The organism is Synechococcus sp. CBW1006 (assembly GCF_015840525.1).
GTDB lineage: Bacteria > Cyanobacteriota > Cyanobacteriia > PCC-6307 > Cyanobiaceae > CBW1002.
Genome location: NZ_CP060396.1, coordinates 1,567,268 through 1,594,205, shown reverse-complemented (window position 1 = coordinate 1,594,205; position 26,938 = coordinate 1,567,268). Strand labels below are relative to the sequence as shown.

Here is a 26,938-nt window from a genome sequence, read left to right as displayed (position 1 = left end):
CTCCCGCCGATGACGGCCACCTTTGAATCCCGCTTCGATGCGGCCATCGCCCGCTATCAGCAGGGTGGGCCGTCCGCCGAGTTGATCGGGGAATTCCAGGCGATCACCCAGCAGGCCCCCCGCCAGTCGGCGGGCTGGACCTGCCTGGCCTGGCTGCAGTTGCTGGAAGGCCAGGCCGACGACGCCCTGCGCTCGGCCCGCACGGCCGTGAAGCTCAATCCCCAGGATCCCCAGGCCCGCATCAACCTCTGCCTGGCCCTGCTCGAGACCGATTCCAAGGGGGTGCGCGAACAGATCGAGATGGTGCAGCGGGTGATGCAGATGGCACCGGAACTGGCTGCTGAACTGAACGACTCGATGGCCGATGGCCTGCAGCGCAAGCCAGGTTGGCCGGCCATGCAGAAGGTGCAGCGGTGGCTGCAGGGTTGACACGCCTGCTGCTGCTGAGCAACGGCCACGGGGAAGACCTCAGTGGCGCCCTGCTCGGCCGGGCCCTGATCCAGCAGCCGGGGATCCAGGTGAGCGCCCTGCCCCTGGTGGGCCATGGCGAGCCCTACCGCCAGGCCGGCATCGCCGTGCTGGGCCGCACCCGCTCCTTCAGCACCGGTGGGCTCGGCTACACCAGTCTGCGCGGGCGCCTCACCGAACTGGCCCAGGGTCAGGTGGTGTACCTGTTCGGGCAGCTGCTGCGTCTGTGGCGGCGGCGCAAGCAGACCGATCTGGTGGTGATCGTGGGCGACGTGGTGCCGTTGCTGGCCTGGTGGCTGACCGGCTGCCGAGGCGTCGTGTATCTGGTGGCGTATTCCAGCCACTACGAAGGCCGCCTGCGGCTGCCCTGGCCCTGCGGCTGGATCCTGCGGCGGCGCCGCCTGCTGCAGGTGTGGAGCCGCGACGCCCTCACCGCCACTGACCTGAGCCAGCAGCTGGGGCGGCCGGTGCTGTTCCTGGGCAACCCCTTCTTTGATCTGGTGGCAGATGGCTCCGGGACCGGAGCGCCGGCAGGGCCTGGAGATGCCGAAGCGATCGACAGCGCCACGCCCACGGACGAAGCCAGGAACGCCAGTGCTGCACCACAGAGCCTGGTCCTGCTGCCCGGCAGTCGCCTGCCGGAAGCCGAGCAGAACCTGGAGCTGATGCTGCACCTGCTCATCCTGCTGCCGCAGGAGCTGAGGCAGCCGTCACGGCTGTGTCTGCGGGCGGCTCTGGTGCGGCACCTCGACAGCGAGCGCCTGGCAGCCCTGGCCCAGCGACTGGGCTGGCAACTGCAGGGCTCCGCCGATCAACCCCAGGGCCTCTGGATGCAGCGTGAGGAGCTGAGGCTTCACCTGGGCTGGGGTCGTTTCGCCTCCCTCCTGCGGCAGAGCGATCTGGTGGTGGCCATGGCCGGTACCGCCACCGAGCAGGCCGTCGGCCTGGGCAAACCGGTGCTGCAACTGGTCGGCCAGGGCCCCCAGTTCACGGAGGGCTTCGCCGAAGCCCAGCGGCGCCTGCTCGGCCCCGGGGTGGTGTGTGCTCCCGGTGAGGCGGGCAGGGTCGACACCCTGCGGGCCAGTGCGGCTCTGGCGGCGCGACTGCTTGAGGAACTGGCCGATGCCGAACGCGGGCCCCAATGGCGCCGGCAGCTGGATCAGCTGGGACTGGAGCGCATCGGAGAACCCGCCGGCACCCAGCGCATGGCCGCGGCAATCATGGCCCTGTTGCCCCAGCACTCCACTGCCACCCATGGCTGACCCCACCACCCCCCTGCAACGGCTCAAGGGTGCCCTCGACACCGTGCTGGTGATCGATGTGTTCGTGGTGCTGGCCGGCGCCGGCTGGTTCGCCCTGGCGGTCGCCCTGCACAGCCAGGAGATCGAGGCGCCGCTGCAGGTCTTTCAACGGCTCTGGGAGCCCCTGTTCACTCCGGCGATCGGCCTGCTGATGGCGGCGGCCCTGATCAGTGGGGCGCTGGGCTGGTGGCAGCGACGAGGGCAGCGTTGAGCTCCGGGTAGTGAAAGCTGAAACCCTGCGGCTGCAGCCGCTCCGACACGACTCGCTGGCCCTCGAGAACAACCTGGGCGCCATCGCCGAGCAACAGCTGCAGGATCGGACCGGGGACAGGCAGGAGACTGGGGCGGCCCAGAGCCTTGCCCAGGGCCGCCGCGAACGACGCCATGGTGGTGGGCTCCGGTGCAACCGCGTTGTAGACCCCGCTGAAGCCACCATCCTCGAGGGCCGCGCCGATCAGGCGGCAGAGGTCATGCCGGTGAATCCAGCTCATCCACTGCCGACCTGAGCCGATCGGACCGCCGAAACAGGCCCTGAACACCGGCAGCATCTTGGCCAGGGCACCACCATCGGGCCCCAGCACAATGCCGATGCGCAGCTTCACCACCCGGCAGCCCACTGGCGCCCGATCGGCCGCCGCCTCCCACTGCCGGCAGACATCGGCGAGGAAATCAGCCCCCGTGGGGCTCGACTCTGAAAACCGCTTCTCCAGGCTGGTGCCGTAGTAGCCCACCGCCGAGGCGTTGACCAGCACGGCCGGGGGCAGCCTCAGGCCAGCCATCGCCTGCACCAGAGCGTTGGTGGTGCTCAGGCGGCTGTCGAGCAGCAGCTGGCGCTGGGATGCACTCCAGCGCTTCTCGGCGATCGGCTCCCCGGCAAGATTCACCACCCCCTCGGCCTCAGCCAGGGCCTGCAGCAGCTCGGATCGCTGCCAGCTGGTGGCGTCCGTTGGGTCGAGCTGCATGGCTGCAAAGCGCTCCCCGAGCAGATGGGGGAACGGCTGGGCCTGGCGGCTCACCAGCACGATCGAATGCCCCAGTTCCAGCAGGAACGGAACCAACTCGCGCCCGACGAAACCCGAACAACCCAGCAACAGCAAACGCACGCCCGTCGATCAATGCGATGGAATGCCGCGAGGCTAGGTCTGCGGCGGCTCCGCGGCGGTGGCCAGTCCCAGCCGTTGCGCCAGTGGCACCAGCAGAAAGCCCTGTCCCAGCAAGCCCAGCAGCACCACCCCCAGGGCCAGGGGAGGCATCGCATCCCCCCAGGGGACGGAGCTGGCCGCGGCCTGGATCGCCAGGGCGATCGGCACCGCGCCGCGCAGACCAGAGAAAGAAATGAACAGCCGGGAATTGCGGGGGAAGCCGGAACGCGCCAGCACCAGTTCCACCATCAGCCAGCGGGCCAGCAGCATCGAGCCGAACAGCACCAGCACATGCAGGGACGACTCCACCACTGCATCGGCGCTCACCACCAGTCCCATGCAGAGGAACAGCAGCAGCTCCGCCATCTTGGCGAAGCCGGCGTGGGCCTCCTCCAGCACCAACCGCTCGGAATCGGCGCTGTTCCCCAGCACCAGACCAGCGATGTAGGCCGCCAGCAGGCCACTGCCGCCCAACAGCTGGGTCCCGCCCACCAGCAACATCAGCACCGCCAGACTCACCACAGCCAACAGCGCCGGGCTGGTGAGCGAACGCCGCGCCGCCAGCAGCTGACGGGCCAGGCTGCCGCCCAGAAAGCCCAACAGGATTCCCAGCAGAAACTGACGCATCACCTCAGTGACCAGGGAGGAGGGCGTCGCCAGCCCCGATGCCCCGCCGGCTCCTGCCATCGCCATCGCCACACCGGCCAGCACCACCGCCACGGGGTCGTTGAAGGCGGACTCGCACTCGATCAGATCGATCAGGCGCTTCGGCAACCGCCCCGACAGAGGGCGCAACAGGGCCAGAACGGCGGAAGCGTCGGTGCTGCAGACCATCGCACCAACGAACAGAGCCAAAGGGAAACTCATCGGCGATTCGTCGCTCGCCAGGGAGCCCAGGGCCATCACCACCCCCGTGATCAACAGGGCCGTCACCAATGACCCCAGGCTTGCCAGCCGGGCGGCCGGCTGAAGCACGGCCCGGAGCTCGCGCCAGTTGGTGGTGAGCCCGCCGAAGAACAGCACCAGCACAAGCGCGACCTGGGCGATCTGATCAGCACTGGCGAGGGTGAGCAGCGGCTGGGCCTCAAGGCCGGTGATGGCATCGAGATCGTTATCGGTGAGCAGACCAAGCACCAGAACCAGCAGTACGCCAGGGACCCGCAGACGGGCCGCCATGTCGTCGAGCAGCACGGCAACCAGCATCAGGGCGCCAAACACGGCCAGCAGCAAGGCCAGGGTGGGGGACATGGGCGTGGTTGAGCTGCAGGGGTCCTAGCGTGGACTGAGTCCAGCAGCCACCGATGGCTGAATCGATGACCGACACCACCAGCAGCCCACCTCCGTTGAAGAAGGGAAGCCTGGTGCGGGTGAACCGGGCCGCCTACTGCGGCAGCCTTGAGGCTACGGCGAGCGATCCGGCACCGCCTGACTACCTCTTTGCGGGGCCCGGCGAGATCCTGCTCGTGAAGGGCGAGTACGCCCAGCTGCGCTGGAACCGCCCCGTTCCTGATGTGTGGCTGCGGCTGGATCAACTCGAGGCCTACGCCGCCTGAGCCAGCGACGGCTGTATCTCTCAGCGTTCCAGCTCTGAGTTCCAGCTCAGAGTTCCAGGCGGCGCCGCTCCTGCTTCAACAGGCTGCGACGCTGTTTGGCCTCCCGCAGCATCTCGCGGCCATCGTGCAGATAGCCGTCCACATATCCCATGGTGTAGCGCTCCAGCTCCTGCAGGGCGTCTTTCACCTGGCTGAGGCAGTGATAGAGGCTGAGACCAAAGCCCTTGGCCGAGGGCGGGCAGGGCAGTGAGCCAAACAGCGCCTCAACCTTCTCGATCTTCGCCTGGCTCTGGGCCAGAAACCCACAGAACGCCTCCATCAGGCGATCGTCATAAGGATCAGCGGCCAGCTCCCGCAGCTGGGCAGGGAAGGGATTGATCACCTGCCCGAGTAACCGATCAATCGGTGCATAGACCTGCTGCAACCAGGCCAGCAGCAACCCATCGTCCTGGCCGCCGCGGCGTGGTGCCGCCCGTCGCGCGCCGCCACCGGTCCCGCTGGCTGCCGCGGCCCCCCGACCGCGATGGCCGTCGTAGCACCGGCGCCGCTCACCATCGCCCAGCACCTCCCAGGCCGCATTGAGGGCCAGGATCGTGTCGTCGCCGCCGCCGGCGTCGGGATGGTGTTGCTTCACCAGAGCGCGGTAAGCCGCCTTGATCTCGGCGGCACTAGCGGAGCTGGCCACCCCCAGGACTTGGTAGGGATCACGGGCGGGCTGGAACGCAGACAAGGGCAACGGCACGGGATCAGGCTCCATTTTCACCGCAGGCAGCACAGGGGCGCCCCATAAAAAAAGCCCCCCGCTGACGCGGGAGGCAAACGACTTGTGATGTGTGAGGAGTGAAGCAATCAGGCAATCAGAACTTGAAGCCCACTTGGACCACTCCGCCGAGGGAATCGAGACTCTTTCCTGAGGGCGTGTTCTGACCAAGAGGACGGCTCTGATACACCAGCGCGGGGGTCACACTGATGTTGTCGGTGACTTGGAACTTGTACCACCACTCCCAGACATAGTTGCCGTCTTGGGGGGTGGTATCGCTGAAGGCAGAGGTAGTGAAGGGAGCTTGACCAACGGCCATACCCGCGTTATTCCCCTTCACGAACACATCACTCCACTGCAGACCCACCATCCAGGACTGAGCAGCCTGGGTATCGGTGGCAACTTTATAGCTGTCGCTGAAGGTACTGATTCCCCAGCTACCGCTGATCGAAGGGACCCAGCCAGACTCAGAGGGCTGCCAGTAGGCGCTGACAGCAAAGTTGTTGGTGCTGCCACCACCATTGCCTAGATCATCGCAACCCACCCTGGACGCACGGTAGGTGTAGCCGGTACCAGAGCGAAGATTAGTACCACACTGGCCATAGCGGTAAGCGGCACTTAAGCCCCAGTTTTTACCAGCCCCGCCCAGCTGAGCCATGAAGGAAGCTGCGGAGTTGTCGGTCCCCACGCCACCTTCACCAGGGTTCCCATTGGCAGCATTCTTGGCGACGTAGTTCACCGCAGCCGCGAGGTAGGGATTCCCCTTCTTCACCTTCTGCTTCCAGATAGCACCAACTGCGGCGCCAGTCTCCTTATTATAGGTACCCGAAGCGCCAAAGGTGCCAGTAAAGAAGTCCAGGAGATCGGACTTATAAACAACAGGCTTAAGAGCCAAGAGCTCTGTATTACGAGCTCGAGCACCAAGAGTAAACTTGAGCTGGTCGCCCACCGGGAAGGTGTAGTACAAGCGGTCGATATCAACCACGTTAGGGCCAGCGTCAGACTCGAACGACTTATCGAACTTCAGGCTGCGGAAATCGGTAGGGCCATCGAAAGCGCTGGATGCCCAGTTGCCGGCACGCAGACGAGTTCTCAGCAGGTCCTTGCCCGTGAAGCTGGTATCGAAGTTCAGGCGAACGTCGTAAACAAAAACAGTGGCCCCATATTCTTCACGAGCCAGATCGCGCGCCTCTCCAGCGCTACCGCCAAAGGCGTAAGCACCCAGCAAGAAGGTGGCTTCGCCCGAGAGCTTGGTGGTGGTGGAAAACTGGGTGGCCTCCAGCTCTCCCACCTTGGCCTCCAAGCCATCGACGCGGCCACGGAGCACGGCGAGCTCCTTCTCGAACTCCTTCATCAGGCGCTTGAGCTCGTCGGTCACTTCAGTGATCCGGTCGAGGCAGGCGTTCAGCAGGGCCGCCGCTTCATAGCGGGTCATGGCCTGTCCACCTTTATAGGTGCCGTTCGGGTAGCCGGCGACGCAACCGTAGCGCTCGATCAGATTGCTGAGTGCCTGATAGGCCCAGTCGGTGGGCTGAACGTCGGAGAACTGGCTGATGCTAGTGACTTGCTCCTGGGAAGCGTACTGGTTGACGGCATCCAGGTTGAGTTCGTTGGCGTTGGCAGCCAGGGGCGATAGCAGACCCAAGGCCGCTGGCGCCAGAAAAAATTTCTGGAATGGTTTCATCGAGATCCTCACACCAAATTGAGGGGGCCGATCCAATGGATCAGCCACGACATCCTGACGGAAACAACAGCAGAGCGCCTGCAGTGCGAGCACAGACCGGAGTGCCCTGCGATACCAGACTCAGCGGCGCGCAAGATCAGATCAGCACAAAAAAAACCGGCGAGACAAGCTCACCGGGACAGGGAAAACGAAGAAAGGAAGAATGCTCGGGGTGCGTGGTACTTAAAGCACAGGTTGCAAAGCAAGAAAATCCTGGCGCATTAATTGCAGCAAGGCATGGTGTGTGAGGAGCCTGCGCTAGCGCCGATGGAATCGACGGAGAAAGTCAGTCAAACTGAACAAGGAGGGAGAAAAGCGTTAACAATTCTCCCTGCCAAGCTCATGCCCTGATCAGAACTTGAAGGTGGTCTTGACCAGACCGCCGAACTGATTGAAGGTATCGCCATTGACTTTCTGGAGCTGACCCAGAGGAGCGCTGAGGTAGTAGATGGCCGGGGTGACGGAGATGTTATCGGTCACCTGGAACTTGTACCACCACTCCCAGACGTAGTTGCCGTCGTTGGGGGTGTCACCAAGGGCATCCTTGATGTCGCTGTCATTACCAAAGCTGGTGATGAAGGTACCCTGGCCAACGGCCATACCGGCGGCATTACCCTTGATGAACACGTCTTCCCACTGCAGGCCGACGTACCAAGACTGGCTCTGAAGACCATCGAAACCGAAGGCATCATCTTCAGAGTTATAGCCCGTCAGCCCCCAGCCAGCGCTGATCGAGGGAACCCAGCCAGCCTGGGAAGGCTGCCAGTAGCCGCTGATGCCGATGGAGTTGCTGCTGTCAAAACCACCGAACTCGCTGACGCCCACGGCGAAGGGGGTACCGGAGGCGAACCCGATGCCGTTGGCATAGGTGTAGGCCACGGCCAAGCCCCAGTTCTCAGCGGCGTAACCAATCTGAGCGGTTCCGGTCTGGGCGGAACCATCGGTGCCAATACCACCGATGTTGGGATTGCCTTCGTTGCCGTTGGCGGCCACATAGTTCAGGCTGACGCTCCAGCCGTTCTTCTGCCACCAGATACCAGCACCGGAACCGAGGTTCAGGCTGTAGGCAGCGGGCGCACCGGCGTAGGTGAAGAAGTCGAGCACGGTGTCAGCGGGGTACACGCTGGGCCACATGGCCAGCATGTCGTCCTGACGGACGCGACCACCGATGGTGACGGTGAAGTCGCTGCCAACCGGGAACTGATAGAACAGGCGGTTGATCGCCACGATGTTATCCGAGGCCTCACTTTCCTGGAAGGCGATTTCCAGGGCGCTCAGGGGGTTGGGAGCGAACTCGTTGCCACCCAGGTAGGTGGTGTCGCGGAAGTTACCGGCGCGCAGACGGGTGCGCAGCAGATCCTTGCCGGTGAAGCTGGTATCGAAGTCCAGCTGAACGTCGTAGTTGAAGGTGGTGGCACCCAGTTCGGAGCGGTACTGGTTCCGCAGGAAGGTGGCGTCGCCGTTGAAGCTGTTGGCACCCAGAACGAAGGTGGCCTTACCTTTCAGCTTGGTGGTGGTGGAGAACTGGTTGGCTTCCAGTTCGCCCACTTTGGCCTCAAGACCGTCGACGCGGCCGCGGAGCACGGCGAGTTCCTTCTCGAACTCCTTCATCAGGCGCTTGAGCTCGTCGGTCACTTCCGTGATCCGGTCGAGGCAGGCGTTCAGCAGGGCCGCCGCTTCATAGCGGGTCATGGCCTGGCCGCCTTTGTAGGTGCCGTTCGGGTAGCCGGCGACGCAGCCGTAGCGCTCGATCAGGTTGCTGAGTGCCTGATACGCCCAGTCGGTGGGGCGAACGTCGGAGAACTGGCTGATGCTGGTGACTTGCTCCTGGGAGGCGTACTGATTGACGCCGTCCAGGTTGAGCTCGTTGGCGTTGGCGGCCATCGGGGCCAGCAAGCCAAGGGCCGCAGGAGCAACCAGCAGTTGCTTAAAGAGTTTCATGGGGTCCTCACACAAAGGGCGCAATGCGCCGTCCCGAAGGATGGCGGCTGGATCGGCAGCCCACAAGCACCGCTGTGCCACTCCGGGCAATGACCAGCGGCCTGGTGCTCTGGACATAGGGTGAGCGCCTGCTGCCAGCCCCGGGGATGCACCGATCCAGAGACCCGGGTCCCTGGCTGCCCCTGGGTCTGGGTGCCGCGCTGCGGCTGGTGCAGCTCTGGATGCCGATCGTGGGAGTCCACAGCTGGCGTCAGGCGGACACGGCGGCCATGGCACGCCACTTCGCCGGGAACGGCCTCGTGTTCTGGCTTCCTCAGATCGACTGGGCCGGGGCCTCTCCCGGATATGTGGAAAGCGAGTTCCCCCTGTCTCCATATTTGACTGCCCTGCTCTACCGCCTGTTCGGCGTGCACGAGTGGCTGGCCCGCGCTCTGGCGGTGGTATGCAGCCTGCTCACCCTCTGGCTGGTGATCCGGATCGGCACGCGGCTGCTCGGTGCCGGCGCCGGCTGGTGGGGCGGACTCTTCTATGCGGTGCTGCCGAGCAGCGTGTACTTCGGCCGCAGCGTGCAGGCCGAGGCGCTGCTGCTGCTGCTGGCGGCCCTGAGCTTCGAGCGCCTGCTGGCCTGGCAGGAGGGTCGGCGCTGGACGGATCTGCTGCTGTGCTGGCTCGGCTTCACGGGGGCCTGCCTGCTCAAGGTGTTCCCGCTGGTGTGGCTCGGGCTGCCGCTGCTGTGGCAGTGGTGGCGCGGCTGCGCCGAGCGCCCCAACCGCCCCCGGCCCTGGCTGGCGGCAGGCCTGTTCGCCCTCTCGGCCGTGGCCGTGTCGGCGCTCTGGTACTGGCATGCCCACCAGCTGGGCCAGGCCAGCGGCCTCAGCTTCGGCTTCTGGGGGGGGGATGCGGACCGGGTGAGCCCGCTTGCGCTGCTGGGCTGGCGCTACTGGAGTGAGCTGCTGCTGCGGATCAGCCTGCGCAACCTGGCGGTGCTGGGGCTGCCGCTGCTGCTGCTCGGCATCGCCGCGGCCCCCCGCCGGCGGGCCGGCAGCCTGGTGGTGGGCCTGGCCGGTGTGCTCGGGGCGGGGGCCGTGGTGGCCCGCTCCAGCGCCGTGCACGAGTACTACCAGCTGCCGCTGATGCTGTTCGCCTGCCCGCTGATGGGCCTGGGCTGGGAGCAGCTGGCCCTGCGCTGGCCCACGCCCGCGGGCCGCCGGATCCGCCTGGGCCTGCTCGGCCTGCTGATGGCCACGAGCCTGGTGATCCTCAGCCTCGACTACTGGCGCGTGGAGCGGGTGCAGCAGCGCCAGCTGGCCCCCCTGGCGGCGGCGATCCAGGCCAAGACCCCACCCGGGGCCAGGATCGTGGCCGTGAGCGGGCCCGATCCCACCCTGCTGAACCTGGCCCGCCGCCAGGGCTGGCTCACCAGCCCCGCCAAGGTGAGCCCCAAGGCGATCCGCCGCTGGCGGCGGCAGGGCGCCACGGCTTTGGTGGGGAGCCTCGAAACGATCGAGAGCTTCCGGCCCTTCCCCGACGGGGAAGAGAAACAGGAGCTGGTGGCCACCCTCTGCCGGCTGCAGGCCCAGGCCCCCCCCAGCCCGGCTGCCGCCTGCCCCTGGCCGCAGCAGAGCTGGTATGTGGTGCCACTGAGCGAACGGCCACCGGAGCCCGGTTCCCCTTCCCAACCCTCGCCCCCCTGAGTCCACGCAGATGGACATGCCGATCGACATGCCCCCCGACAAGCGAACACGCCAGGCCCAGCGACTGGTGTGGATCGCGGCCGGGGTTTTCCTGGTGGTGGGCCTGCTGCTGCAGTGGTGGCGCCTGAGCGTGCTCACCGCCTCCTACGACCAGGGGATCTTCCTGCAGGTGCTCCACAACGGCTGGAGGGGCCATCCCTTCGAGAGCACCCTTTCCTCGCAGCTCTCCACCAACGTGGTGCACGGCGACGAACTGCCGGCGGTGGGTTACCACCGGCTGGGCCAGCACTTCACGCCCGTGCTGGCCCTCTGGATTCCGCTGGTGGCGCTGCTGGGGCCGTGGGCACTGCCGCTGGTGCAGGTGAGCCTGGTCTGCGGCGCCGGTCTGCTGCTGCACCGGCTCGCCCTGCTGCGGCTCGAGCCGGCCCTGGCGGCCCTGATCACCTGCAGCTTCTACGGCGCCAACGCGGTGATCGGCCCCACCTGGGGCAACTTCACCGACCTCTGCCAGCTGCCGCTGCTGTTTTTCCTGCTGCTGCTGGGGCTGGAGCGGCGTTGCCGCTGGCAGATCCTGCTGGCCGCAGCGGCCCTGCCCCTGGTGCGGGAGGACACCGGGGTGCTGCTGGTGGGCGTGGGGATCTGGCTGGCGGTGCGGCAGCGGCAGCGCTGGCCCCTGGCCCTGGCCCTGGCGGCCTGGGGCGGGGGCTGGGTGGTGCTCGTGACCAATGTGCTGATGCCGCTGTTCAGCGAGGACACCTCCCGCCGCTTCATGGTGGAGAACTTCGGCCAGTACATCGGCGATCGCGACCAGGCCAGCAGCCTGCAGGTACTGCTGCTGGTGCTGCGCCAGCCCCTGATCCTGCTGCGGGAGCTGGTGAGCCCCCCTCTGGACACACTGCGCTATCTGCTGGTCCAGACCCTGCCGCTGGCCCTGGTGCCGCTGGTGTCGATCGACGCCTGGCTGTTGATGGGCCTGCCGCTGCTGGGGCTGCTGCTGGCCCATGGCACGAACAACCCCCTCTCGATCAACCTCCGCTACACGTTCCTGGTGGTGCCTGGCCTGTTCAGCGGCACCGTGTACTGGTGGCAGAACCACGGCGGGCTGTTCCACCGGCGGCGGTTCCGGGCCGTCTGGATCGGTGCGATCGGCCTGTCGCTGCTGCTCACGGTAGTGGCCAACCCCAACCGCAGCCTCTCCTTCCTGATCCCGGACAGCATCCAGCCCTGGGTGCATCAGGCGCCATGGGAGAAGTGGAGCCACGGCCAGGCGGCCCGCCGCGCCCTGGCCGTGATCCCCGCCGATGCCTCCGTGGCGGCGAACACCCCGCTCGTGCCCTTGCTGGCTCGCCGTGAAGCCTTGGTGCGCTTCCCCTATGCCCAGGCCTACCGCGACCGGCAGGGGAGGGAGCAGCCCGTGGAGTGGATCGCCGTGGATCTCGACTGGCTGCAGCGCTACGGAGCGGCCTTCGCGGGGGACCGGCAGCAATACCGCAAGGCCGTGAAACGGGTGCAGCAGATGCTCGAGAAGGGCACCTACGGCATCCGTGCCCTCGATGACGGCGTGGTGGTGTTGGAACGAGGAGCCCCCACCCGCAAAGGGGACAGTCAAGACATCAAGACGTTCCTCCGAACAGGGGAATCCGGAACAACGCCGGACTGAGGGCATCACCGACACGAGAGCCGAACTCCCCTTCGATGCGTCTGTTCCACCACGATGCACGCAGCCTCGGGCCCACCTCGCGCCACAGGACGCTGGAGGTGGCCTCGCAGGCCCTGGCCCTGACGGAGCAGGGGGATCGGATTCAGATGCCGAAGCAGCTCCAGGGGCTGTATCCGATGGTGACCCGCCATTTCAGGCGAGCAGGATTGGAGCCAACCCAGGACGTGATCTGGGGAATGGAACTGAGCCACACCGCCTGCCAGGGCACCCAGAGCCTCTCCTGCCACAGCTTCGGCCAGAAGGAGCACGAATTCTTTCCCGATCCGCAGCGCCTGGAGGCCACCAGGCTTCTGGCGAACAGAAGAAAGGTGATGCGGCTGGTCACGGAACTGGGCCTCTCCATGCCGGAAACCATCTGCCTGAATCCAGACGATGCCACGGCAGAAGCAAGGATCCGTGCCTTTCCGATGCCCTGCTGGTTCCAGCCCGAGCGAACCAGCACGGACGCAGGGGTGCACTACCAGGGCCTATTAGAAGTCATCCTGATGGCTGTTTCTTCGCGGCTTCCTGTCACCCCAGCAGCCTCAGCAGACCCTTGATGTCGTGCGCGAGGGCAGCGATGGCCTCGGTGATCGACCAGATCCCATCGAGCCGCAGGGCATTGATCGCCAGGCTGCGGAGGGTGGCCAGGATCTGGACGCCGTTGTCCTCCCGGTAGCGGTGGCCGTCTTCCCGTAGCGCCACATCGCGCACCCAGTGCCAGCTGTTCTCAATCGACCACCGGTCTCTGACGTGCCGCAACAGGGCCTTGGCTCCGGTTCGCAGACTCGAGACGTAGTAACGGGTCTCATCCGTCGGCTTGCCATCACGGATGCCGTGGCTGCGCACGGCGATGATCGTGGCGCTGCCCGGCCACTGCTCCACCACCCACTCCGGTGCGGGCATCGCCCGCAGGGTCCAGGTGATGTCACGGCCCCGTTTCACTTCCCGTCTGCTGGTGCGCCACGGGATTCGCCGGCCATAGGTGAGCCGGTCTCTGATCAGCCGAAACCCCTTGCGGCGGCTGTGTTTGACGGCGATCAGGAAGTCGGCGCCGCGCTGGGCGAGATAGAGGAAAAAGGGCGGTTCGCCTGTAGCGCGTCGGCCTGCACCAGCACACCCTCAAGCTCCACCGCCTCCAGCAGCTGGCGCAGCGCCTGGATTTCGCCACCGGTATCGGTGGCGTAGGTGGTCTGGGCGATCGCCACGCCCAGCGTCTGGGAGTACAGGCTCACCTGGGCAATGAACTTCGCTGCGCCAGAGGTGTTTTCAGCGATGGAGCCCCGCAGCGTCTTGCCATCACAGACCAGGGTGTCGAGCCCCTCGGCCACGCCCGGCTGGGCCGCCATCCAGTCACGCAGGAGGGTTTCAAAGCCCGCCACATCCAGCTGGGCCAGCAGCAGCCGAAAGGTGGAGTCAGACGGCGACTTGCCGAAGTCAGTGCCCAACAGCTCGTTGAGCGTCTGCCGGTGGCGCTTTGCAAAACGCTCCATGCCCACCAGCGATCCCTGGCCGCTGAGGATCGCCAGGATGGCCACCAGCAGCATCCACCACTGGGGGAAGCGGATGCCGCGGCGCATCCGGCAGTCCGGCAGCACCAGGAGAAAGCTGATCAGATCGCCTGCTGCAGCAGGGTTGGCGGCGGGCTCAGAGGCCAAGGGTCAAGAGCGGGTCCCGCGCAGGTCACCGTAGGCGGGGCGCCACCGCCAGACCTATTGGGACAGACTTCTAATAGACCCTGCCCCCTCACCAGATAGGCCTGGCGACCCAACAAGTTGGAGACCCTGTCGAGCCTTTCGAGATCGAGCTCAATCTCACTGCTGGTGGAGGTCCGGGCCCGATGACTGATCACATACCTTTCCAGCATCGCTTCAAAATACTGACTCCGCTGTTGGCTCAGCTCGTCGTCGGTGCTTCTGGTCACAAGGGCACGACTGATCAGCAGCACCAACGCAAAGGCTGTTGCAATTCCCAGAGCCTTCAGGTCTGATCTGTTGATACTCCCACCCTTGTCAATGATCTGCTTCTGCAAGGAGATCACAAAGGTGATGAACAGTGGTGGAACCAGTGAGCAAAGTCCGGAGTAGGTGACCTGCAGCGTAAGCCTCCAGGATCTCGGTCCACCGCTGCAGCTGTATAACCAGCGAACGTACCGAAACAGATTCATCACCGTTCGGCGCGGCCGCTCTTGAAGCAGGATAGGTCCTCAAGGGCGGTTCTTCATCAGCCTTACCGCGTTTCGGGGACAAGACGGGGGTGGCCATATCAGTGAATCAAAACGATGCCCCCGGCTGCCTTAGAGGCATCCGGGGGCTCTCGCCGGGTCAGCTCTTGGCGCGGAACCGTTTGATCAAGGGGGTGGCGCCGCGATCAGCCGGCGTTCTCCGCGATCAGCAGACCCTGGGTCGAACAACTGGGACTCATGGACACCTCCTCCTCGGGGATGGATGACAGCCGGCGATGCCTTCGGCGGCTACTCTCCCGGAGGAGGGAACCTGCCACACCACTGCTGCCAGAACAGGTGAATTCTAGCCAAGAAAAAAGGTGCCCCGCTGAGGGACACCTTGGATCGAGAAAATCGTGAAGCCTGGTGGAGGGATCAGAGAGCGTTGCCGCGAGGCAGAACCTCTTCAGGGAAGACGAAGTTTTCGTGCGGCTGGTCGGCCGGGGCCATCCAGGCCCGCAGACCTTCATTTAGAAGGATGTTCTTCGTGTAGAAGGTCTCGAATTCGGGATCCTCAGCGGCGCGGATCTCCTGCGACACGAAGTCGTAGGCACGCAGGTTGAGGGCCAGGCCGATGATGCCGATGCTGCTGGTCCACAGACCCATCACCGGCACGAACAGCATGAAGAAGTGCAGCCAGCGCTTGTTGGAGAAGGCGATCCCGAAGATCTGGCTCCAGAAGCGGTTGGCGGTGACCATCGAGTAGGTCTCCTCTTCCTGGGTGGGCTCGAACGCCTTGAAGGTGTTCGCCTGCTCGGAATCCTCAAACAGGGTGTTCTCCACCGTGGCGCCGTGGATGGCACAGAGCAGAGCACCGCCGAGGATGCCGGCCACTCCCATCATGTGGAAGGGATTCAGGGTCCAGTTGTGGAAGCCCTGCAGGAACAGCAGGAAGCGGAAGATCGCCGCCACCCCGAAGGAGGGGGCGAAGAACCAGCTGCTCTGGCCCAGCGGGTACATCAGGAAGACACTGACGAACACCGCGATCGGACCGGAGAAGGCGATGGCGTTGTAGGGACGGATGCCCACCAGGCGGGCGATCTCGAACTGACGCAGCATGAAGCCGATCAGGGCAAAGGCGCCGTGCAGGGCCACGAAAGGCCAGAGGCCGCCCAGCTGCACCCAGCGCACGAAGTCGCCCTGCGCCTCGGGGCCCCAGAGCAGCAGCAGGCTGTGGCCCATGGCGTCAGCGGGGGTGCTGACGGCGGCGGTGAGGAAGTTGCAGCCCTCCAGATAGGAGCTGGCGATGCCGTGGGTGTACCAGGAGGTGGCGAAGGTGGTGCCGGTGAGCCAGCCGCCCAGCGCCAGGTAGGCGGTGGGGAACAGCAGCAGACCGGACCACCCCACGAATACGAAGCGGTCGCGCTTGAGCCAGTCATCGAGGACGTCGAACCATCCCCGCTGCGGCAGACGCCCTGCAGCGATCGTCATAAAGGGCTTTACGAAGCTTTACAAGCCCATCGTACGGGCCTCGCTGGCGAATCGCGCCCACTTTCGCTTCCCTTAAGAACCGGATGAGTACAAGCACTCAGTCTTCGGTTGGTGCTGGCGATTCGCCAGAGTGGGCTTCCACCGATCCACGCGCGTGTACGTCGTCGAGCTGTCCCTGAAGCTGAGCCCCATGCCCGTCGCGGTGCAGCGCAAGGAGCTGGAGGCTGCCCAGGCTCTTTATGCCGAGGTGAAGCAGACCCTTGAAAGCGGCCAGCCACGGCTGCTTGAACTCCACTGCGAGAAGGAGGAGGACAAGCGCATCAGCCTGCTGAGCAGCGAACTGGTGGCCGTGCAGATGTACGAGAAGTCGGCCACGGGCGGCGGTTCCCGGCGGCCGGGCTTCAGCTTCGAGGGCTGAAGCCCTTCACGTCCCCCCTGACCGCTGCACCGTTGCGCACCGAAGCCGACCACCCCAGCGGAGCAGAGCCGCCTCTGACTGTCGAGCGGCTGTGCTTCACCTGGCCGAATGGCCGCGTGGCCCTGCAGCACTGCCAGCTCGTCATTCCCCGTGCGGGGCTCTGGATGTTGGTGGGCAGCAATGGCAGTGGCAAAAGCACGCTGCTGCGGCTGATTGCCGGCCTTCTGCAGCCCTCCGGCGGACAGATCCGGCGCCCCGACCGCACGGCACTGGTCTTCCAGAACCCTGACCACCAGCTATTGCTGCCCAGCTGTGGCAGTGATCTGCAGCTGGGGCTGCCCCAGGATCTCTCCTCGATCGAGCGCAGCGAGCGGGTGGAGCAAGCCCTGAAGCAGGTGGGACTGGCCGGCATGGCCTCCCGGCCGATCCATACCCTCAGCGGCGGCCAGAAGCAGCGGTTGGCGATCGCCGGCGCCCTGGCCAGCGGTGCTCAGCTGCTGTTGCTGGACGAACCAACGGCATTGCTGGATCCAGACAGCCAACGTGGTGTGCTGGAGCTGATCCACAGCCTGTGCACCGGATCCGAGCCAAAGCTGACGGCACTCTGGATCACCCACCGGCTGGAGGAACTGGCCGCCTGCAACGGCGCTGCCTTGGTGGAACAGGGCCATGCCGGCCCCTGGCAGAGCGGTGCAAGCCTGCGGCGCAGCCTTGCCCCCTTGCAAGGGGGCAAGGCTGCGGGGTAGTTTCTCGTGGTCCCAATCCTCGGTAGCTCAGCGGTAGAGCGGTCGGCTGTTAACCGATTGGTCGCAGGTTCGAATCCCGCCCGGGGAGTTGTTGTTCTGAAGCCGAAGCAAACGCTTCGGCTTTTTTTTGGTCAGTCCCGCCGTGTCAAGTCCTGCCCAGCAGGGGCCGTCGGCCATGAAGCACCCCCTACAGCGGTCAGAGGTTCCGGGCACTGGTTCTCTGGGAGGATGGCGCCGCTTTCATTCAGCCACAACCGAAACTGCGACCCGGTCCCTTCCTTGCCTGTCGCAGGCCCCCCGCCAGCGCCATCAACTCCGGGCAAGGATCCCTGACCGGATTCCAGTAGTGTCCAGTCCCTTTGGACAGGCTCCCGCTCCAGCGTTCTTCTGCAATCACCCACGCCTCCGCTCCATCCATGAAGCCCTGCATCCTGCTGATCGAAGACGACAGCGACATGCGTGAGCTGGTGGCCGGCCATCTGGAGCACAGCGGCTTTGACGTCCATCGCGCCGAGGACGGCATCAAGGGTCAGGCTCTGGCCGTCCAGGTCACCCCTGACGTGATCCTGCTGGATCTGATGCTGCCCAAGGTGGACGGCCTCACCCTCTGCCAGCGCCTGCGACGGGACGAGCGCACCGCCCGGATCCCGATCCTGATGCTCACAGCTCTGGGTGGCATCAAGGACAAGGTGAGCGGCTTCAACTCCGGCGCCGATGACTACCTCACCAAGCCCTTTGATCTTGAGGAGCTGATGGTGCGGGTCAAGGCGCTGCTCCGCCGCACCGACCGTGCCCCCCTCTCCACCAAGCAGACCGAAATCCTCAGCTACGGCAGCCTGACCCTGGTGCCGGAGCGGTTTGAGGCGATCTGGTTCGATCAGCCGGTAAGGCTCACCCACCTCGAGTTCGAACTGCTGCACTGCCTGCTGCAGCGCCATGGCCAGACCGTCTCCCCTTCACTCATTCTCAAGGAGGTGTGGGGCTACGAGCCCGACGACGACATCGAAACCATTCGGGTGCACGTGCGCCATCTGCGCACCAAGCTTGAGCCAGATCCACGCAAGCCTCGCTTCATCAAGACTGTCTATGGCGCCGGCTACTGCCTGGAGCTTCCCATCGGAGACCAGTTGCTGCAGGTCCAGGCACTGATCAATGAGACGCGGGAGCAGCGGCGCCAGGAACGGGCCTCGGCCTGATCCTCTCCTCGCTGCCCTGTCCGAGCAGGCCCCGTTGCTGCAGGCCCAGATCCAGCAGAGCCACCTCCCAGGCCAGCCGAGGTTGGACATAGGCCAGCAGCTGGCGACGCAACAGCTCAAGCCGCCCCAGGCTCTGGGGCTGGTGATGGCGATGCCACAGCTGCCATTGCCACCAGTCCAGCAGCCAGAGTTGCTGCTCGGCGTCCAGGGCCTCCGTCAGATCCCTGGCCAGAGCCAGGGCCTCAAGCGGATCGGGCCTGAGGTCGAGCAGCCGCTCGGCCACGCCAGCGGGCAGCGCCTGCCACTGGCGACGATGCTCCAGCAGGGCTCCAGGCGAGCCGGCCGCCAGGTCGAGCAGTCCGGGGGGATCGGCCATCGGTGGATCGTCGGGTGGCGTTGGTGGCAGGGAGGCCAGCACCTGGGCCAGGAGGGCCGGTGAGAGCCGCGCGAAGGGAACCTGCTGGCAACGGGAGCGGATTGTGCTGAGCAGTTGTTCCGGCGCCGCGCTGATCAGCACCAGCAGGCTGTCGCCGGGCTCCTCCAGGGTCTTGAGCAGAGCATTGGCGGCTCCTTCCGCCATCGCTTCGGCCGTGTCCACCACCACCAGGCAGCGGTCCGCCTCCAGCGGCCGGCGTGCCAGAAAGCGGGTCAGCTCGCGCACCTGCTCGAGCCGCAACTGCGGCAAGGCCCGGCGGCTGAGGCCCTGCTCGCGTGCCTGGGCCGCTGTGTAGAGCTGACCCTGGTGCTGATAGGTGGGTTCCACCCAGAGCAGGTCGGGATGGTTTCCCTGCGCCAGGCGACGCCGCACCGAGGCTGATCCCTCCGGCCCCGCCAGCACTCCCTCGAGAAAGCGCAGCACGGCCAGCCGCCGACCCACGCCCTCCGGCCCGGCGAACAGATAGGCCGGTGCCAGGCGGCGACGTTCCAGCGCCGCCTGCAACAGGACCACGGCCTGCGGCTGCCCGATCAGATCGGCGAACAGGTCAGCCATGCGGGCCGAACCTGCTTTCCAGCAGGGCCCGGCAGGCCGCCGTCACCTGGTCGGGGGAACCAGCGGCATCCAGCCTGCACCAGCCCCGTTCCAGCGCCAGTTGGCGGAAACCGGCCTGCACCCTCGCCAGAAACGCTTCGCCGCTGGCCTCGATCCGGTCTGCAGGGCGACCTCCACGGCGCTGCAGCGACGCCGCCAGGGGCAGATCCAGCCAGAGCGTGAGATCGGGCTGCAGGCCACCGGTGGCGATCCGCTCCAGCGGCAGGATCTGATCCCAGGGCAAGCCACGCCCATAGCCCTGATAGGCGGCGGTGGATCCGCTGAAGCGATCGCTGAGCACCCAGTCGCCGGCGGCCAGAGCCGGTTGCAGGCACTGCTGCACGTGCTGGGCTCGATCGGCCGCGTAGAGCAACAGCTCGGCCTCACTGCAGGGCGCCTGATCGTCGGGTGGATGCAACAGCAGCTGGCGCAGGGCCAGGCCCAGCGCAGTGCCCCCTGGTTCGCGGGTCGTCAGCAAGCGGGCCGCCGTGGGCATCAGGCCGGAGCCAGGCAACCACTGGCGCAGGGCTTCGAGCTGGGTGGTCTTGCCGCATCCATCGATGCCTTCGAACACCAGGAACCGCCCGCGCTCCATGGCCTATCCCTCCTCTCCCGTCCCAGCTGGTCGGGCGCTGCCGGTCAAGGCCGAATGTAGGGGGAGAGCAGCAGGGCGTTGACCACCACCGTGATCGAGCTGAGGGCCATCAGCAGGGCCGCCAGCGGCGGCGTCAGCACGATGCCGAAGCCGGGCAGCAGGGCTCCGGCAGCGATCGGCAGCACGATCAGGTTGTAGCCGAAGGCCCAGGCCAGGTTGGCCCGCACGGTCGCCATGGTTCGGCGAGCGATCGTCAGGGCCTCGACCACCCCGTTCAACCGATCGCCCAGCACCACCAGATCGGCCGTGTCCTGCGCGATCTGGGTGCCGGTGCCCACCGCGATGCCGAGATCGGCGGCGGCCAGGGCCGGGGCGTCGTTGATGCCGTCTCCCACCATCGCCACCGGCCCCAGCTGGCGCGCTTCAAGAATCCGCTCCAGCTTCTGCTCAGGACGCAGCTCCCAGGCCAGTTCCTCGGCGGTCAGTCCGAGCCGCTGGCCCAGGCGGTTGACGGCGGATCGCCGGTCTCCGCTGAGCAGGCCCAGCCGCAGCCGCTGATGCCGCAGCTGCTCCAGGGTCTGCAGGGCATCGCTGCGGGGCTGATCCTCGACCGCCACCAGGCCGAGCGGCACGGTTCCCTCCGCCACGGCCAGCACGCTGGCTCCCTGACGCTCCAGGGCCTGGACCCTGCGGTCCAGGCCCTCCATGGCGACGCCGGTTGCTGCCAGCCATGCGGGTCGGCCCACCCGCACCCGCAGTCCCTGCTCCTCGCTGACGAACATCCCTTCGACGCCGTCACCACTGAGGGTTCGGGTCTCGGCCACTGGCAGCAACGCCAGTCCGCGGCGCTCGGCCTCCTGCAGCAGGGCGTGGGCGAGCGGATGGCGGGTGTGCTGTTCGAGGCTTGCGGCGAGCTGGAGCAAGCGATCCGCTGCCGCGCCATCCGCAGGGGCGTTGAGCGGGCAGACCGCGCTGACCAGGGGCCGGCCCAGCGTGAGGGTGCCGGTCTTGTCGAACAGGACACCGTGCAGGGAAGCGGCGACCTCGATCGCATCGCCACCGCGGAACAGCAAGCCCCGGCTGGCCGCCAGACCGGAGCCCACCGTGATCGCGGTGGGGGTCGCCAGGCCGAGGGCGCAGGGACAGGCCACCACCAGCACGGCGATCGCCAGCTGCAGGGCCAGGGCAAAGGGGGTGTCGGCGGCCATGCCGAGGGCGGCATGGGCCGCATGGGGGCTGGCGCCGGTATGGGACGCGGCCTGGAGAACCTGCGGCCACAGAGATGCACCCCACTGCCACCAGAACAGAAACGTGGCGAGCGCCAGCAGCACCACCACGCCGGCGAAGCGCCCGGCCACCCGGTCGGCCAGGCCCTGGATCGGCGCTTTGCGGGCCTGGGCCTGCTCGACCAGATGGACGATGCGGCTGATGGCGCTGTCGCTGCCGCTGCGCTCCACCTCCAGCACCAGGGGCGCTTCCAGGTTGAGGCTGCCGGCATCGAGCTGCGTGCCGGCCTCGGCCTGAACAGGCAGGGGCTCGCCGGTGAGGCTGGACACATCCACCGCCGAAGCGCCGTCTCGCACCACCCCATCCACGGGCACCCGATCGCCGGGCAGGATCCGCACCCGATCGCCGGGCCGCAGCCCCCCCACCCGCACCGGCCGGGGCGCATCGGTGCCGAGCAACAGCAGGGCCGTTTCGGGTTGCAGGCGGGCCAGCTGCTCGATCGCCCGACCGGTGCGTTGGCGGGCCCGGTCCTCCAGAAAGCGGCCCAGCAGCACGAAGCCGAGCAGCATCACCGGTTCGTTGAAGAAACAGGGCCAGCCGCTGGTGGGGTGGAGATAGGCCACGAGGCTGGCGCCGTAGGCACTGGCCACCCCCAGCCCCACCAGGGTGTCCATGCTGGGCATCCCGGCCAGGGCGGCCCGCAGACCCCGCAGCAGGATCGGCCGGCCAGGCCCAAGCAGAGCCACGGTGGCCACCACCGCGTGCACCCCCGGGTCGATCAGTGCTGCGAGCGGCGCTCCTGCGGCGGTGAGGCGCTCAGGCAGGCCACCCACCATGGCCAGGTGTCCAAGGCCGGAGACCAGCACCAGCAGCAGCGCCACCACCAGTTGCCGCCACTGGCGCCACCAGTGCTCCTGCTCCCGCTGGTCGCGGCGATCCAGGGCCTCCACCGACAAGCGAGGACTGGCCGCGAAGCCCAGGCCCAGCAGGCTGGCCTGCAGCGCTGGCAGGGTGTCTGAGGCTGCGCCTGGATCCAGCCCCACCCAGGCCGTACGGGTGAGCAGATTGACGCTGGCCTGGCATACGCCCGGCTGCTCCAGCAGGCGGCGCTCCACCGCCCGCACGCAGCCGCCACATTTCATGCCCTCCACCTCCAGCAGCAGCGGCTCGAGGGCGGGCGATTCCGCCCCATCGGACGTACCAGGCGCTGCAGGGGCGCTGGTCGATGCAGACCGATCGCTCACGATCCAGAGGCAGTACAGGCAGGCTAGGCAGCCCACTCTCCAGCCCTGGGCCAAAGCGCCGGGCCGTCAGCGAAACCATGCAGGATGGTGGCAAGCAGACCAGGATCCAGCCGTGCCCCGCAGCCAGCGCAACGACAACTTCATCGACAAGAGCTTCACGGTGATGGCCGATCTGATCGTGAAGCTGATGCCGATCGATCCCAAGGCCAAGGAAGCCTATGTGTACTACCGCGATGGCCTCTCGGCCCAGAACGACGGTGACTATGCCGAGGCCCTGGAGAATTACGAGGAAGCCCTCAAGCTCGAGGAGAACGCCGTGGACCGGGGCGAGATCTTCAAGAACATGGCGATCATCTACATGAGCAATGGCGAGGAGGAGAAGTCGCTCGAGTACTACCGCCAGTCGCTCGACGCCAACCCCAACTCCCCCTCCTGCCTCAAGAACATGGGTCTGATCTATGAGAAGTGGGGCCGTCTGGCGGCGGAAGCCGGCGACCAGGACGCGGCAGACCGCTGGCTTGACCAGGCCGCCGACTACTGGGGCAAGGCGGTGCGGCTCTACCCCGGCGGCTACCTGGACATCGAGAACTGGCTGAAGTCGTCGGGTCGCAGCAACGTGGACGTGTACTTCTGAGCCTCCGCAGGCCCCTCAGACGCGCGACCCTCAGAACGGCTGCTCCTGGGAGGGGTGCGAGCCCAGGGCCGCCACCAGCGCTTCGGCCACGTTGCCCGCCTCCAGCAGCTGCAGATCCAGTCCGGCCGCCAGCCCCCCCAGGCCGCCGGACCTGGGCACCACCGCTCGGCGGAACCCGAGGCGGGCCGCTTCCTGCAGACGCAGCTCCATCTGCCCCACGGGTCTCAACTGGCCGCCCAGGCCCAGCTCACCGATCAGGACGGTTCCAGGCGGCAGGGTGAGGTCGCGGAAGCTGGCCACCACCGCGGCAGCAACCCCCAGGTCCGCCGCCGGCTCCTCCACCTCGAGGCCGCCGGCCACGGCCAGGTAGCAGTCGAAGCGCGACAGGGGCAGGGAGAGGTGCTTCTCCAGGACCGCCAGGATCTGATGGAGGCGATTGGTGCCGATGCCCGTGGCGGTGCGCCGTGGGCTGGCGTAGCTGGTGGTGCTCACCAGGGCCTGCAGTTCGACCACCAGGGAGCGGGTGCCTTCGCAGGCCACGATCGTGGCGGTGCCCTGGCTGGGCTCCTGGCTGCCCAGGAACAGTTCGCTGGGGTTGCTCACCTCCGCCAGGCCGCGGCCCTGCATCTCGAAAACACCGAGTTCGTGGGTGGCGCCGAAGCGGTTCTTCACGGCACGCAGCAGCCGGTGGCTGGCGAAGCGGTCCCCCTCGAAGGTGAGCACGGCATCAACCAGATGCTCCAGCACCTTGGGCCCCGCCAACATGCCCTCCTTGGTCACATGGCCCACCAGCAGCAGTGCCGTGTCCTGGCGCTTGGCGATGCGGGCCAGGGCCGCGGCACACTCCCGCACCTGCGCGACCGACCCCGGGGCGCTGCTGAGTTCGCCGTCGTGCAGGGCCTGGATGCTGTCGATGATTGCCACCGCCGGCCGCAGTGCCTCCAGCTCCTGCAACACCAGCTCCAGATCGGTTTCCGAGAGGAGTTGGAGCACGTTCCGGTCAGCCCCGCCAGACCCTTGAGGCTCGCTTCTGCCCTCACCGCTGGTGGCCGCCACTTCGGCCAGGCGCCGCCAGCGCAGTTTCACCTGCTGGGCCGATTCCTCGGCACTGACGTAGAGCACCGAGCAGCGATCCGCCATCGCCCGGGCGCTCTGCAGCAGCAGGGTCGATTTGCCGATGCCGGGATCGCCCCCCAGCAGCACCAGCGATCCCGGCACCAGGCCACCACCGAGAACCCGGTCGAGTTCGATGTAGCCGCTGCTGAGCCGCTGCAGGGGCCGTTCCCCCACCGCATGGATCGGCTCCGAACGCCGCGGTCTGCCGGTGGCGGCAGCCTCTCCATCCGCCCCATTCCAGTCTTCGGCCACACCGTGGCTTGCAGGGCCACCACCGGAGCGGGGCACCGGCCGGCGACGCCGTGAATCAGCTGCCGGTACCGCCTGTTCCACCAGGGTGTTCCAGCTGCCGCAGGCCGCGCAACGGCCGAAGAACTGGCGCGTGCGGGCGCCGCAGCTGCTGCAGACGTAGTGGGTGGACGGGCGCCCCAGGGCCATCGCTTCAACTCGATCTGTGACGAATGGTGGCTTTCAGTGAACGGAGTGGACCTCTGGCCTTTTCAGTAGTGCTGATCGGATGTAGATGCCGCTCAATGGCGAGTGCCTCTGTGATGACGGTTGTGGTGACGCTGCGATGACGGCTTCGTCCCCCGCCAAGGAAACCATCCTCGTCGTGGATGACGAGGCCAGCATCCGACGGATCCTGGAGACCCGCCTGTCGATGATCGGCTATCAGGTGGTCACCGCCTGTGACGGTGTCGAGGCGCTTGAAAGCTTCCGACGCGTCACACCCGATCTGGTGGTGCTCGACGTGATGATGCCGAAGCTGGATGGCTATGGCGTCTGCCAGGAGCTGCGCAAGGAATCGGATGTACCGATCGTGATGCTCACGGCCCTGGGCGACGTGGCCGACCGCATCACCGGCCTCGAACTCGGCGCCGATGACTATGTGGTCAAGCCGTTCAGCCCCAAGGAGCTCGAGGCGCGCATCCGCTGCGTGCTCCGGCGTGTCGAGAAGGAAGCGGTGGCGGGCATCCCCAACTCGGGGGTGATCCAGGTGGGCGAACTGCGCATCGACACCAACAAGCGCCAGGTCTACCGGGGCGATGAGCGCATCCGGCTCACCGGCATGGAGTTCAGCCTGCTGGAGCTGCTGGTGAGCCGCTCAGGCGAGCCGTTCAGCCGTGGCGAGATCCTCAAGGAGGTGTGGGGTTATACCCCGGAGCGTCACGTGGACACCCGCGTGGTGGATGTCCATATCTCCCGGCTGCGCTCCAAACTGGAAGACGATCCCGCCAATCCCGAGCTGATCCTCACGGCACGGGGCACCGGGTATCTGTTCCAGCGCATCGTTGACGCCGTTGCCTCCGAAGGAAGCTGACAACACGGTTCCGGGCCCTCTGCGGCCTCGAACCAGCCGAGCCAAACCCAGCCGGGCGATCCGGCGACTGGTGGTCTGGTACCGGCGCAATGCGACCGTGACTCGCGTGGTCGGCACGGCCACCGCCGCCGGCAACGTGGCCGGGTCCGTGGTGGGCGTCGCCGGCAACGTGGCCGGTGCAGCCGGCTCGATGGCGGGGACCATGGCCGGATCGGTGGTCTCCGGCGCCGGCACCGTGGCGGGCACGGTGCTCACCCCCCTGGTGTTCGACCCCCTGCGGCGGCTTCAGCAGGGCCAGGCGGGCATGGCGGCCGAGATCGCCGATACCGAGCGGCTCTGGGTGGCGGTGGACGGCATGGGCGGCGACGAAGCCCCCGGTCCGATTCTTGAGGGCTGCCTCAGTGCCGTGGAGCTGCTGCCTCTGCGGGTGCGCTTCGTGGCAGAGACCGAGCCCCTGCAACGGGCCGTGGCTGAGCTGGGGCTGCAGGACGCCCTCGCCAGCGCGACGGAGCGGGGCCTGATCGACCTGGTGTCCAGCGGCCCCTCCGTGGGCATGCACGAGGAAGCCACGGTGGTGCGGCGCAAGCGCGACGCCAGCATCAACCTGGCCATGGATCTGGTCAAGCGCGGCGAGGCCACCGCCGTGTATTCCGCCGGCAACTCCGGTGCCGTGATGGCCTCGGCGATCTTTCGCCTCGGCAGGCTCAAGGGCATCGATCGCCCCGCCATCGGCGCCCTGTTCCCCACCAAGGACCCCAGCCAGCAGGTGCTGGTGCTGGACGTGGGCGCCAACATGGACTGCAAGCCCGAATGGCTGCACCAGTTCGCCCTGCTCGGCAACATCTACAGCCGCGACGTGCTGCAGGTGGCCCGCCCCCGGGTCGGCCTGGTGAACATCGGAGAGGAGGAGTGCAAGGGGAACGACCTCTGCCTGCGCACCTACCCGCTGCTGGCCGGCGACGAGCGCTTTGTGTTTGCCGGCAACTGCGAAGGGCGCGACATCCTTTCCGGCGACTTCGATGTGGTCGTCTGCGACGGGTACACCGGCAATGTGCTGCTGAAATTCCTTGAATCGGTGGGCAGCGTGCTGCTGGATGTGCTGCGCGCCGAGCTGCCCCGCGGCCGCCGCGGCAAGCTGGGCTCAGCCTTTCTGCGCAGCAACCTGGTGCGCATCAAGAAGCGTCTCGACCATGCCGAGCACGGCGGCGCTCTGCTGCTGGGGGTGGATGGGGTCTGTGTGATCGGCCATGGCAGCAGCAAGGCCCTCTCGGTGCTGAGCGCCCTGCGCCTGGCCCATTCGGCCGCCAGCCACGGCGTCATGGACGACCTCCATGCGCTCGGCGCCAGCCAGGTCCAGGCCGAAGCAGCAACGGCAGCAGCCTGTGATTGACTGAGCCCAATCGTGGTCTGATCACGTGGCGTTCGGGGCAAGCGGTGAATCCCTGGGCATGTCGGCGGATGGCCTGGGCCGGGCA

At 66.7% G+C, this 26,938-nt stretch carries 26 protein-coding genes and 1 tRNA gene; 14 read left to right on the top strand and 13 right to left on the bottom strand.

Annotated elements, in window-relative coordinates:
* Positions 1–9 precede the first annotated feature (9 nt).
* The 3 genes from H8F26_RS07610 to H8F26_RS07600 are packed head-to-tail and all read left to right on the top strand — an operon-like array spanning position 10 to position 1,980.
* The gene (locus H8F26_RS07610) at positions 10–429 is read left to right on the top strand and encodes a tetratricopeptide repeat protein (protein WP_197158612.1); all 420 of its coding nucleotides are present in this window, start codon (positions 10–12) and stop codon (positions 427–429) included.
* Positions 426–1,730: a lipid-A-disaccharide synthase-related protein gene (locus tag H8F26_RS07605; protein WP_197158611.1), complete on the top strand. Its 1,305-nt coding sequence runs from the start codon at positions 426–428 to the stop codon at positions 1,728–1,730. The genes H8F26_RS07610 and H8F26_RS07605 overlap by 4 nt, the downstream gene beginning before the upstream one ends.
* Positions 1,723–1,980: a hypothetical protein gene (locus H8F26_RS07600; RefSeq protein ID WP_197158610.1), complete on the top strand. Its 258-nt coding sequence runs from the start codon at positions 1,723–1,725 to the stop codon at positions 1,978–1,980. Before H8F26_RS07605 ends, H8F26_RS07600 begins: the two co-directional genes overlap by 8 nt.
* On the opposite strand, the gene H8F26_RS07595 is transcribed toward H8F26_RS07600, so the two are convergent.
* Positions 1,937–2,872, bottom strand: coding sequence for a TIGR01777 family oxidoreductase (locus H8F26_RS07595; protein ID WP_197158609.1), 936 nt, complete (start codon positions 2,870–2,872; stop codon positions 1,937–1,939). The two genes, H8F26_RS07600 and H8F26_RS07595, sit on opposite strands and share 44 nt — an antisense overlap.
* A 33-nt stretch (positions 2,873–2,905) precedes the next feature.
* Positions 2,906–4,159: a cation:proton antiporter gene (locus H8F26_RS07590; protein WP_197158608.1), complete on the bottom strand. Its 1,254-nt coding sequence runs from the start codon at positions 4,157–4,159 to the stop codon at positions 2,906–2,908.
* Between the two features lie 53 nt (positions 4,160–4,212).
* On the opposite strand from H8F26_RS07590, the gene H8F26_RS07585 reads away from it, so the two are divergent.
* A complete protein-coding gene (locus H8F26_RS07585; RefSeq protein ID WP_197158607.1) occupies positions 4,213–4,464 on the top strand; it encodes an NAD(P)H-quinone oxidoreductase subunit O in 252 nt (83 codons plus the stop codon).
* Positions 4,465–4,510: 46 nt separating this feature from the next.
* Here the strand turns inward: H8F26_RS07585 and H8F26_RS07580 are convergent, their stop codons facing one another.
* The 3 genes from H8F26_RS07580 to H8F26_RS07570 form a co-directional block, all read right to left on the bottom strand.
* Complete coding sequence (locus tag H8F26_RS07580; RefSeq protein WP_231605537.1) at positions 4,511–5,194, bottom strand: J domain-containing protein; 684 nt, start codon at positions 5,192–5,194, stop codon at positions 4,511–4,513.
* A 127-nt stretch (positions 5,195–5,321) separates the two neighbouring features.
* Positions 5,322–6,908: an iron uptake porin gene (locus H8F26_RS07575; RefSeq protein WP_197158605.1), complete on the bottom strand. Its 1,587-nt coding sequence runs from the start codon at positions 6,906–6,908 to the stop codon at positions 5,322–5,324.
* A gap of 390 nt (positions 6,909–7,298) precedes the next feature.
* Complete coding sequence (locus tag H8F26_RS07570) at positions 7,299–8,888, bottom strand: iron uptake porin (RefSeq protein WP_197158604.1); 1,590 nt, start codon at positions 8,886–8,888, stop codon at positions 7,299–7,301.
* 146 nt (positions 8,889–9,034) lie between these two features.
* Between H8F26_RS07570 and H8F26_RS07565 the strand changes: the two genes are divergently transcribed.
* Genes H8F26_RS07565 through H8F26_RS07555 form a run of 3 tightly spaced genes read left to right on the top strand, consistent with a single transcriptional unit; the run spans position 9,035 to position 12,841 of the window.
* A complete protein-coding gene (locus tag H8F26_RS07565) occupies positions 9,035–10,582 on the top strand; it encodes a glycosyltransferase family 39 protein (RefSeq protein ID WP_231605535.1) in 1,548 nt (515 codons plus the stop codon).
* Positions 10,583–10,598: 16 nt separating this feature from the next.
* Positions 10,599–12,242: a DUF2079 domain-containing protein gene (locus H8F26_RS07560; RefSeq protein WP_231605534.1), complete on the top strand. Its 1,644-nt coding sequence runs from the start codon at positions 10,599–10,601 to the stop codon at positions 12,240–12,242.
* 35 nt (positions 12,243–12,277) lie between these two features.
* Complete coding sequence (locus H8F26_RS07555) at positions 12,278–12,841, top strand: hypothetical protein (protein ID WP_197158603.1); 564 nt, start codon at positions 12,278–12,280, stop codon at positions 12,839–12,841.
* On the opposite strand, the gene H8F26_RS19865 is transcribed toward H8F26_RS07555, so the two are convergent.
* The 4 genes from H8F26_RS19865 to psbD all read right to left on the bottom strand — a co-directional run bounded on the left by H8F26_RS19865 (position 12,813) and on the right by psbD (position 15,936).
* The gene (locus H8F26_RS19865) at positions 12,813–13,322 is read right to left on the bottom strand and encodes an ISAs1 family transposase (RefSeq protein ID WP_255518229.1); all 510 of its coding nucleotides are present in this window, start codon (positions 13,320–13,322) and stop codon (positions 12,813–12,815) included. The genes H8F26_RS07555 and H8F26_RS19865 overlap by 29 nt on opposite strands.
* A complete protein-coding gene (locus H8F26_RS19860; RefSeq protein WP_197158602.1) occupies positions 13,322–13,939 on the bottom strand; it encodes an ISAs1 family transposase in 618 nt (205 codons plus the stop codon). Before H8F26_RS19860 ends, H8F26_RS19865 begins: the two co-directional genes overlap by 1 nt.
* Positions 13,894–14,448: a hypothetical protein gene (locus H8F26_RS07540; protein ID WP_197158601.1), complete on the bottom strand. Its 555-nt coding sequence runs from the start codon at positions 14,446–14,448 to the stop codon at positions 13,894–13,896. The genes H8F26_RS19860 and H8F26_RS07540 overlap by 46 nt, the downstream gene beginning before the upstream one ends.
* 432 nt (positions 14,449–14,880) lie before the next feature.
* On the bottom strand, positions 14,881–15,936 hold the full coding sequence (psbD, locus tag H8F26_RS07535; RefSeq protein WP_197158600.1) for a photosystem II D2 protein (photosystem q(a) protein): 1,056 nt from the start codon (positions 15,934–15,936) through the stop codon (positions 14,881–14,883).
* 154 nt (positions 15,937–16,090) lie between these two features.
* Between psbD and H8F26_RS07530 the strand changes: the two genes are divergently transcribed.
* From H8F26_RS07530 to H8F26_RS07515, 4 genes are all read left to right on the top strand, one after another.
* On the top strand, positions 16,091–16,354 hold the full coding sequence (locus H8F26_RS07530; RefSeq protein WP_197158599.1) for a hypothetical protein: 264 nt from the start codon (positions 16,091–16,093) through the stop codon (positions 16,352–16,354).
* A gap of 32 nt (positions 16,355–16,386) precedes the next feature.
* The gene (locus tag H8F26_RS07525) at positions 16,387–17,100 is read left to right on the top strand and encodes an ABC transporter ATP-binding protein (protein WP_197158598.1); all 714 of its coding nucleotides are present in this window, start codon (positions 16,387–16,389) and stop codon (positions 17,098–17,100) included.
* A 16-nt stretch (positions 17,101–17,116) separates the two neighbouring features.
* A tRNA-Asn gene (locus H8F26_RS07520) sits at positions 17,117–17,188 on the top strand.
* 328 nt (positions 17,189–17,516) lie between these two features.
* Entirely contained in the window at positions 17,517–18,296 is a 780-nt protein-coding gene (locus tag H8F26_RS07515; protein WP_197158597.1) for a response regulator transcription factor, read from the top strand.
* On the opposite strand, the gene H8F26_RS07510 is transcribed toward H8F26_RS07515, so the two are convergent.
* From H8F26_RS07510 to H8F26_RS07500, 3 genes are read right to left on the bottom strand one after another with little or no spacing between them, the layout of a single operon-like run.
* On the bottom strand, positions 18,250–19,287 hold the full coding sequence (locus H8F26_RS07510; protein ID WP_197158596.1) for a DNA polymerase III subunit delta': 1,038 nt from the start codon (positions 19,285–19,287) through the stop codon (positions 18,250–18,252). The genes H8F26_RS07515 and H8F26_RS07510 overlap by 47 nt on opposite strands.
* Positions 19,280–19,921, bottom strand: a complete 642-nt coding sequence (gene tmk, locus H8F26_RS07505; RefSeq protein WP_197158595.1) for a dTMP kinase — start codon at positions 19,919–19,921, stop codon at positions 19,280–19,282. Before tmk ends, H8F26_RS07510 begins: the two co-directional genes overlap by 8 nt.
* Positions 19,922–19,965: 44 nt before the next feature.
* A complete protein-coding gene (locus tag H8F26_RS07500) occupies positions 19,966–22,290 on the bottom strand; it encodes a cation-translocating P-type ATPase (protein ID WP_197159055.1) in 2,325 nt (774 codons plus the stop codon).
* 214 nt (positions 22,291–22,504) lie between these two features.
* Here H8F26_RS07500 and H8F26_RS07495 point away from each other — a divergent pair, with 214 nt between their 5' ends.
* Positions 22,505–23,026 carry a photosystem I assembly protein Ycf3 gene (locus H8F26_RS07495; RefSeq protein WP_197158594.1) on the top strand — a complete coding sequence of 174 codons (522 nt, stop codon included), beginning with the start codon at positions 22,505–22,507 and terminating at the stop codon, positions 23,024–23,026.
* A 30-nt stretch (positions 23,027–23,056) separates the two neighbouring features.
* Here the strand turns inward: H8F26_RS07495 and radA are convergent, their stop codons facing one another.
* Positions 23,057–24,580, bottom strand: coding sequence for a DNA repair protein RadA (gene radA / locus H8F26_RS07490; RefSeq protein ID WP_370594678.1), 1,524 nt, complete (start codon positions 24,578–24,580; stop codon positions 23,057–23,059).
* A gap of 136 nt (positions 24,581–24,716) precedes the next feature.
* On the opposite strand from radA, the gene rpaB reads away from it, so the two are divergent.
* Complete coding sequence (rpaB, locus tag H8F26_RS07485) at positions 24,717–25,463, top strand: response regulator transcription factor RpaB (RefSeq protein WP_197158593.1); 747 nt, start codon at positions 24,717–24,719, stop codon at positions 25,461–25,463.
* The gene (gene plsX / locus H8F26_RS07480) at positions 25,444–26,853 is read left to right on the top strand and encodes a phosphate acyltransferase PlsX (protein ID WP_197158592.1); all 1,410 of its coding nucleotides are present in this window, start codon (positions 25,444–25,446) and stop codon (positions 26,851–26,853) included. The genes rpaB and plsX overlap by 20 nt, the downstream gene beginning before the upstream one ends.
* The last annotated feature ends 85 nt before the right edge of the window (positions 26,854–26,938 follow it).

Excerpts from the sequence above, each read along its gene's own strand:
- H8F26_RS07610 (WP_197158612.1), top strand. The coding sequence starts at position 10 with ATGACGGCCACCTTTGAATCCCGCTTCGATGCGGCCATCGCCCGCTAT.
- H8F26_RS07600 (WP_197158610.1), top strand. The coding sequence starts at position 1,723 with ATGGCTGACCCCACCACCCCCCTGCAACGGCTCAAGGGTGCCCTCGAC.
- H8F26_RS07590 (WP_197158608.1), bottom strand. The coding sequence starts at position 4,159 with ATGTCCCCCACCCTGGCCTTGCTGCTGGCCGTGTTTGGCGCCCTGATG.
- H8F26_RS07585 (WP_197158607.1), top strand. The coding sequence starts at position 4,213 with ATGGCTGAATCGATGACCGACACCACCAGCAGCCCACCTCCGTTGAAG.
- H8F26_RS07575 (WP_197158605.1), bottom strand. The coding sequence starts at position 6,908 with ATGAAACCATTCCAGAAATTTTTTCTGGCGCCAGCGGCCTTGGGTCTG.
- H8F26_RS07570 (WP_197158604.1), bottom strand. The coding sequence starts at position 8,888 with ATGAAACTCTTTAAGCAACTGCTGGTTGCTCCTGCGGCCCTTGGCTTG.
- H8F26_RS07565 (WP_231605535.1), top strand. The coding sequence starts at position 9,035 with ATGCACCGATCCAGAGACCCGGGTCCCTGGCTGCCCCTGGGTCTGGGT.
- H8F26_RS07560 (WP_231605534.1), top strand. The coding sequence starts at position 10,599 with ATGCCGATCGACATGCCCCCCGACAAGCGAACACGCCAGGCCCAGCGA.
- H8F26_RS07555 (WP_197158603.1), top strand. The coding sequence starts at position 12,278 with ATGCGTCTGTTCCACCACGATGCACGCAGCCTCGGGCCCACCTCGCGC.
- H8F26_RS07540 (WP_197158601.1), bottom strand. The coding sequence starts at position 14,448 with ATGAATCTGTTTCGGTACGTTCGCTGGTTATACAGCTGCAGCGGTGGA.
- psbD (WP_197158600.1), bottom strand. The coding sequence starts at position 15,936 with ATGACGATCGCTGCAGGGCGTCTGCCGCAGCGGGGATGGTTCGACGTC.
- H8F26_RS07515 (WP_197158597.1), top strand. The coding sequence starts at position 17,517 with ATGAAGCCCTGCATCCTGCTGATCGAAGACGACAGCGACATGCGTGAG.
- H8F26_RS07510 (WP_197158596.1), bottom strand. The coding sequence starts at position 19,287 with ATGGCTGACCTGTTCGCCGATCTGATCGGGCAGCCGCAGGCCGTGGTC.
- tmk (WP_197158595.1), bottom strand. The coding sequence starts at position 19,921 with ATGGAGCGCGGGCGGTTCCTGGTGTTCGAAGGCATCGATGGATGCGGC.
- H8F26_RS07500 (WP_197159055.1), bottom strand. The coding sequence starts at position 22,290 with ATGAAATGTGGCGGCTGCGTGCGGGCGGTGGAGCGCCGCCTGCTGGAG.
- radA (WP_370594678.1), bottom strand. The coding sequence starts at position 24,580 with ATGGCCCTGGGGCGCCCGTCCACCCACTACGTCTGCAGCAGCTGCGGC.
- rpaB (WP_197158593.1), top strand. The coding sequence starts at position 24,717 with ATGACGGCTTCGTCCCCCGCCAAGGAAACCATCCTCGTCGTGGATGAC.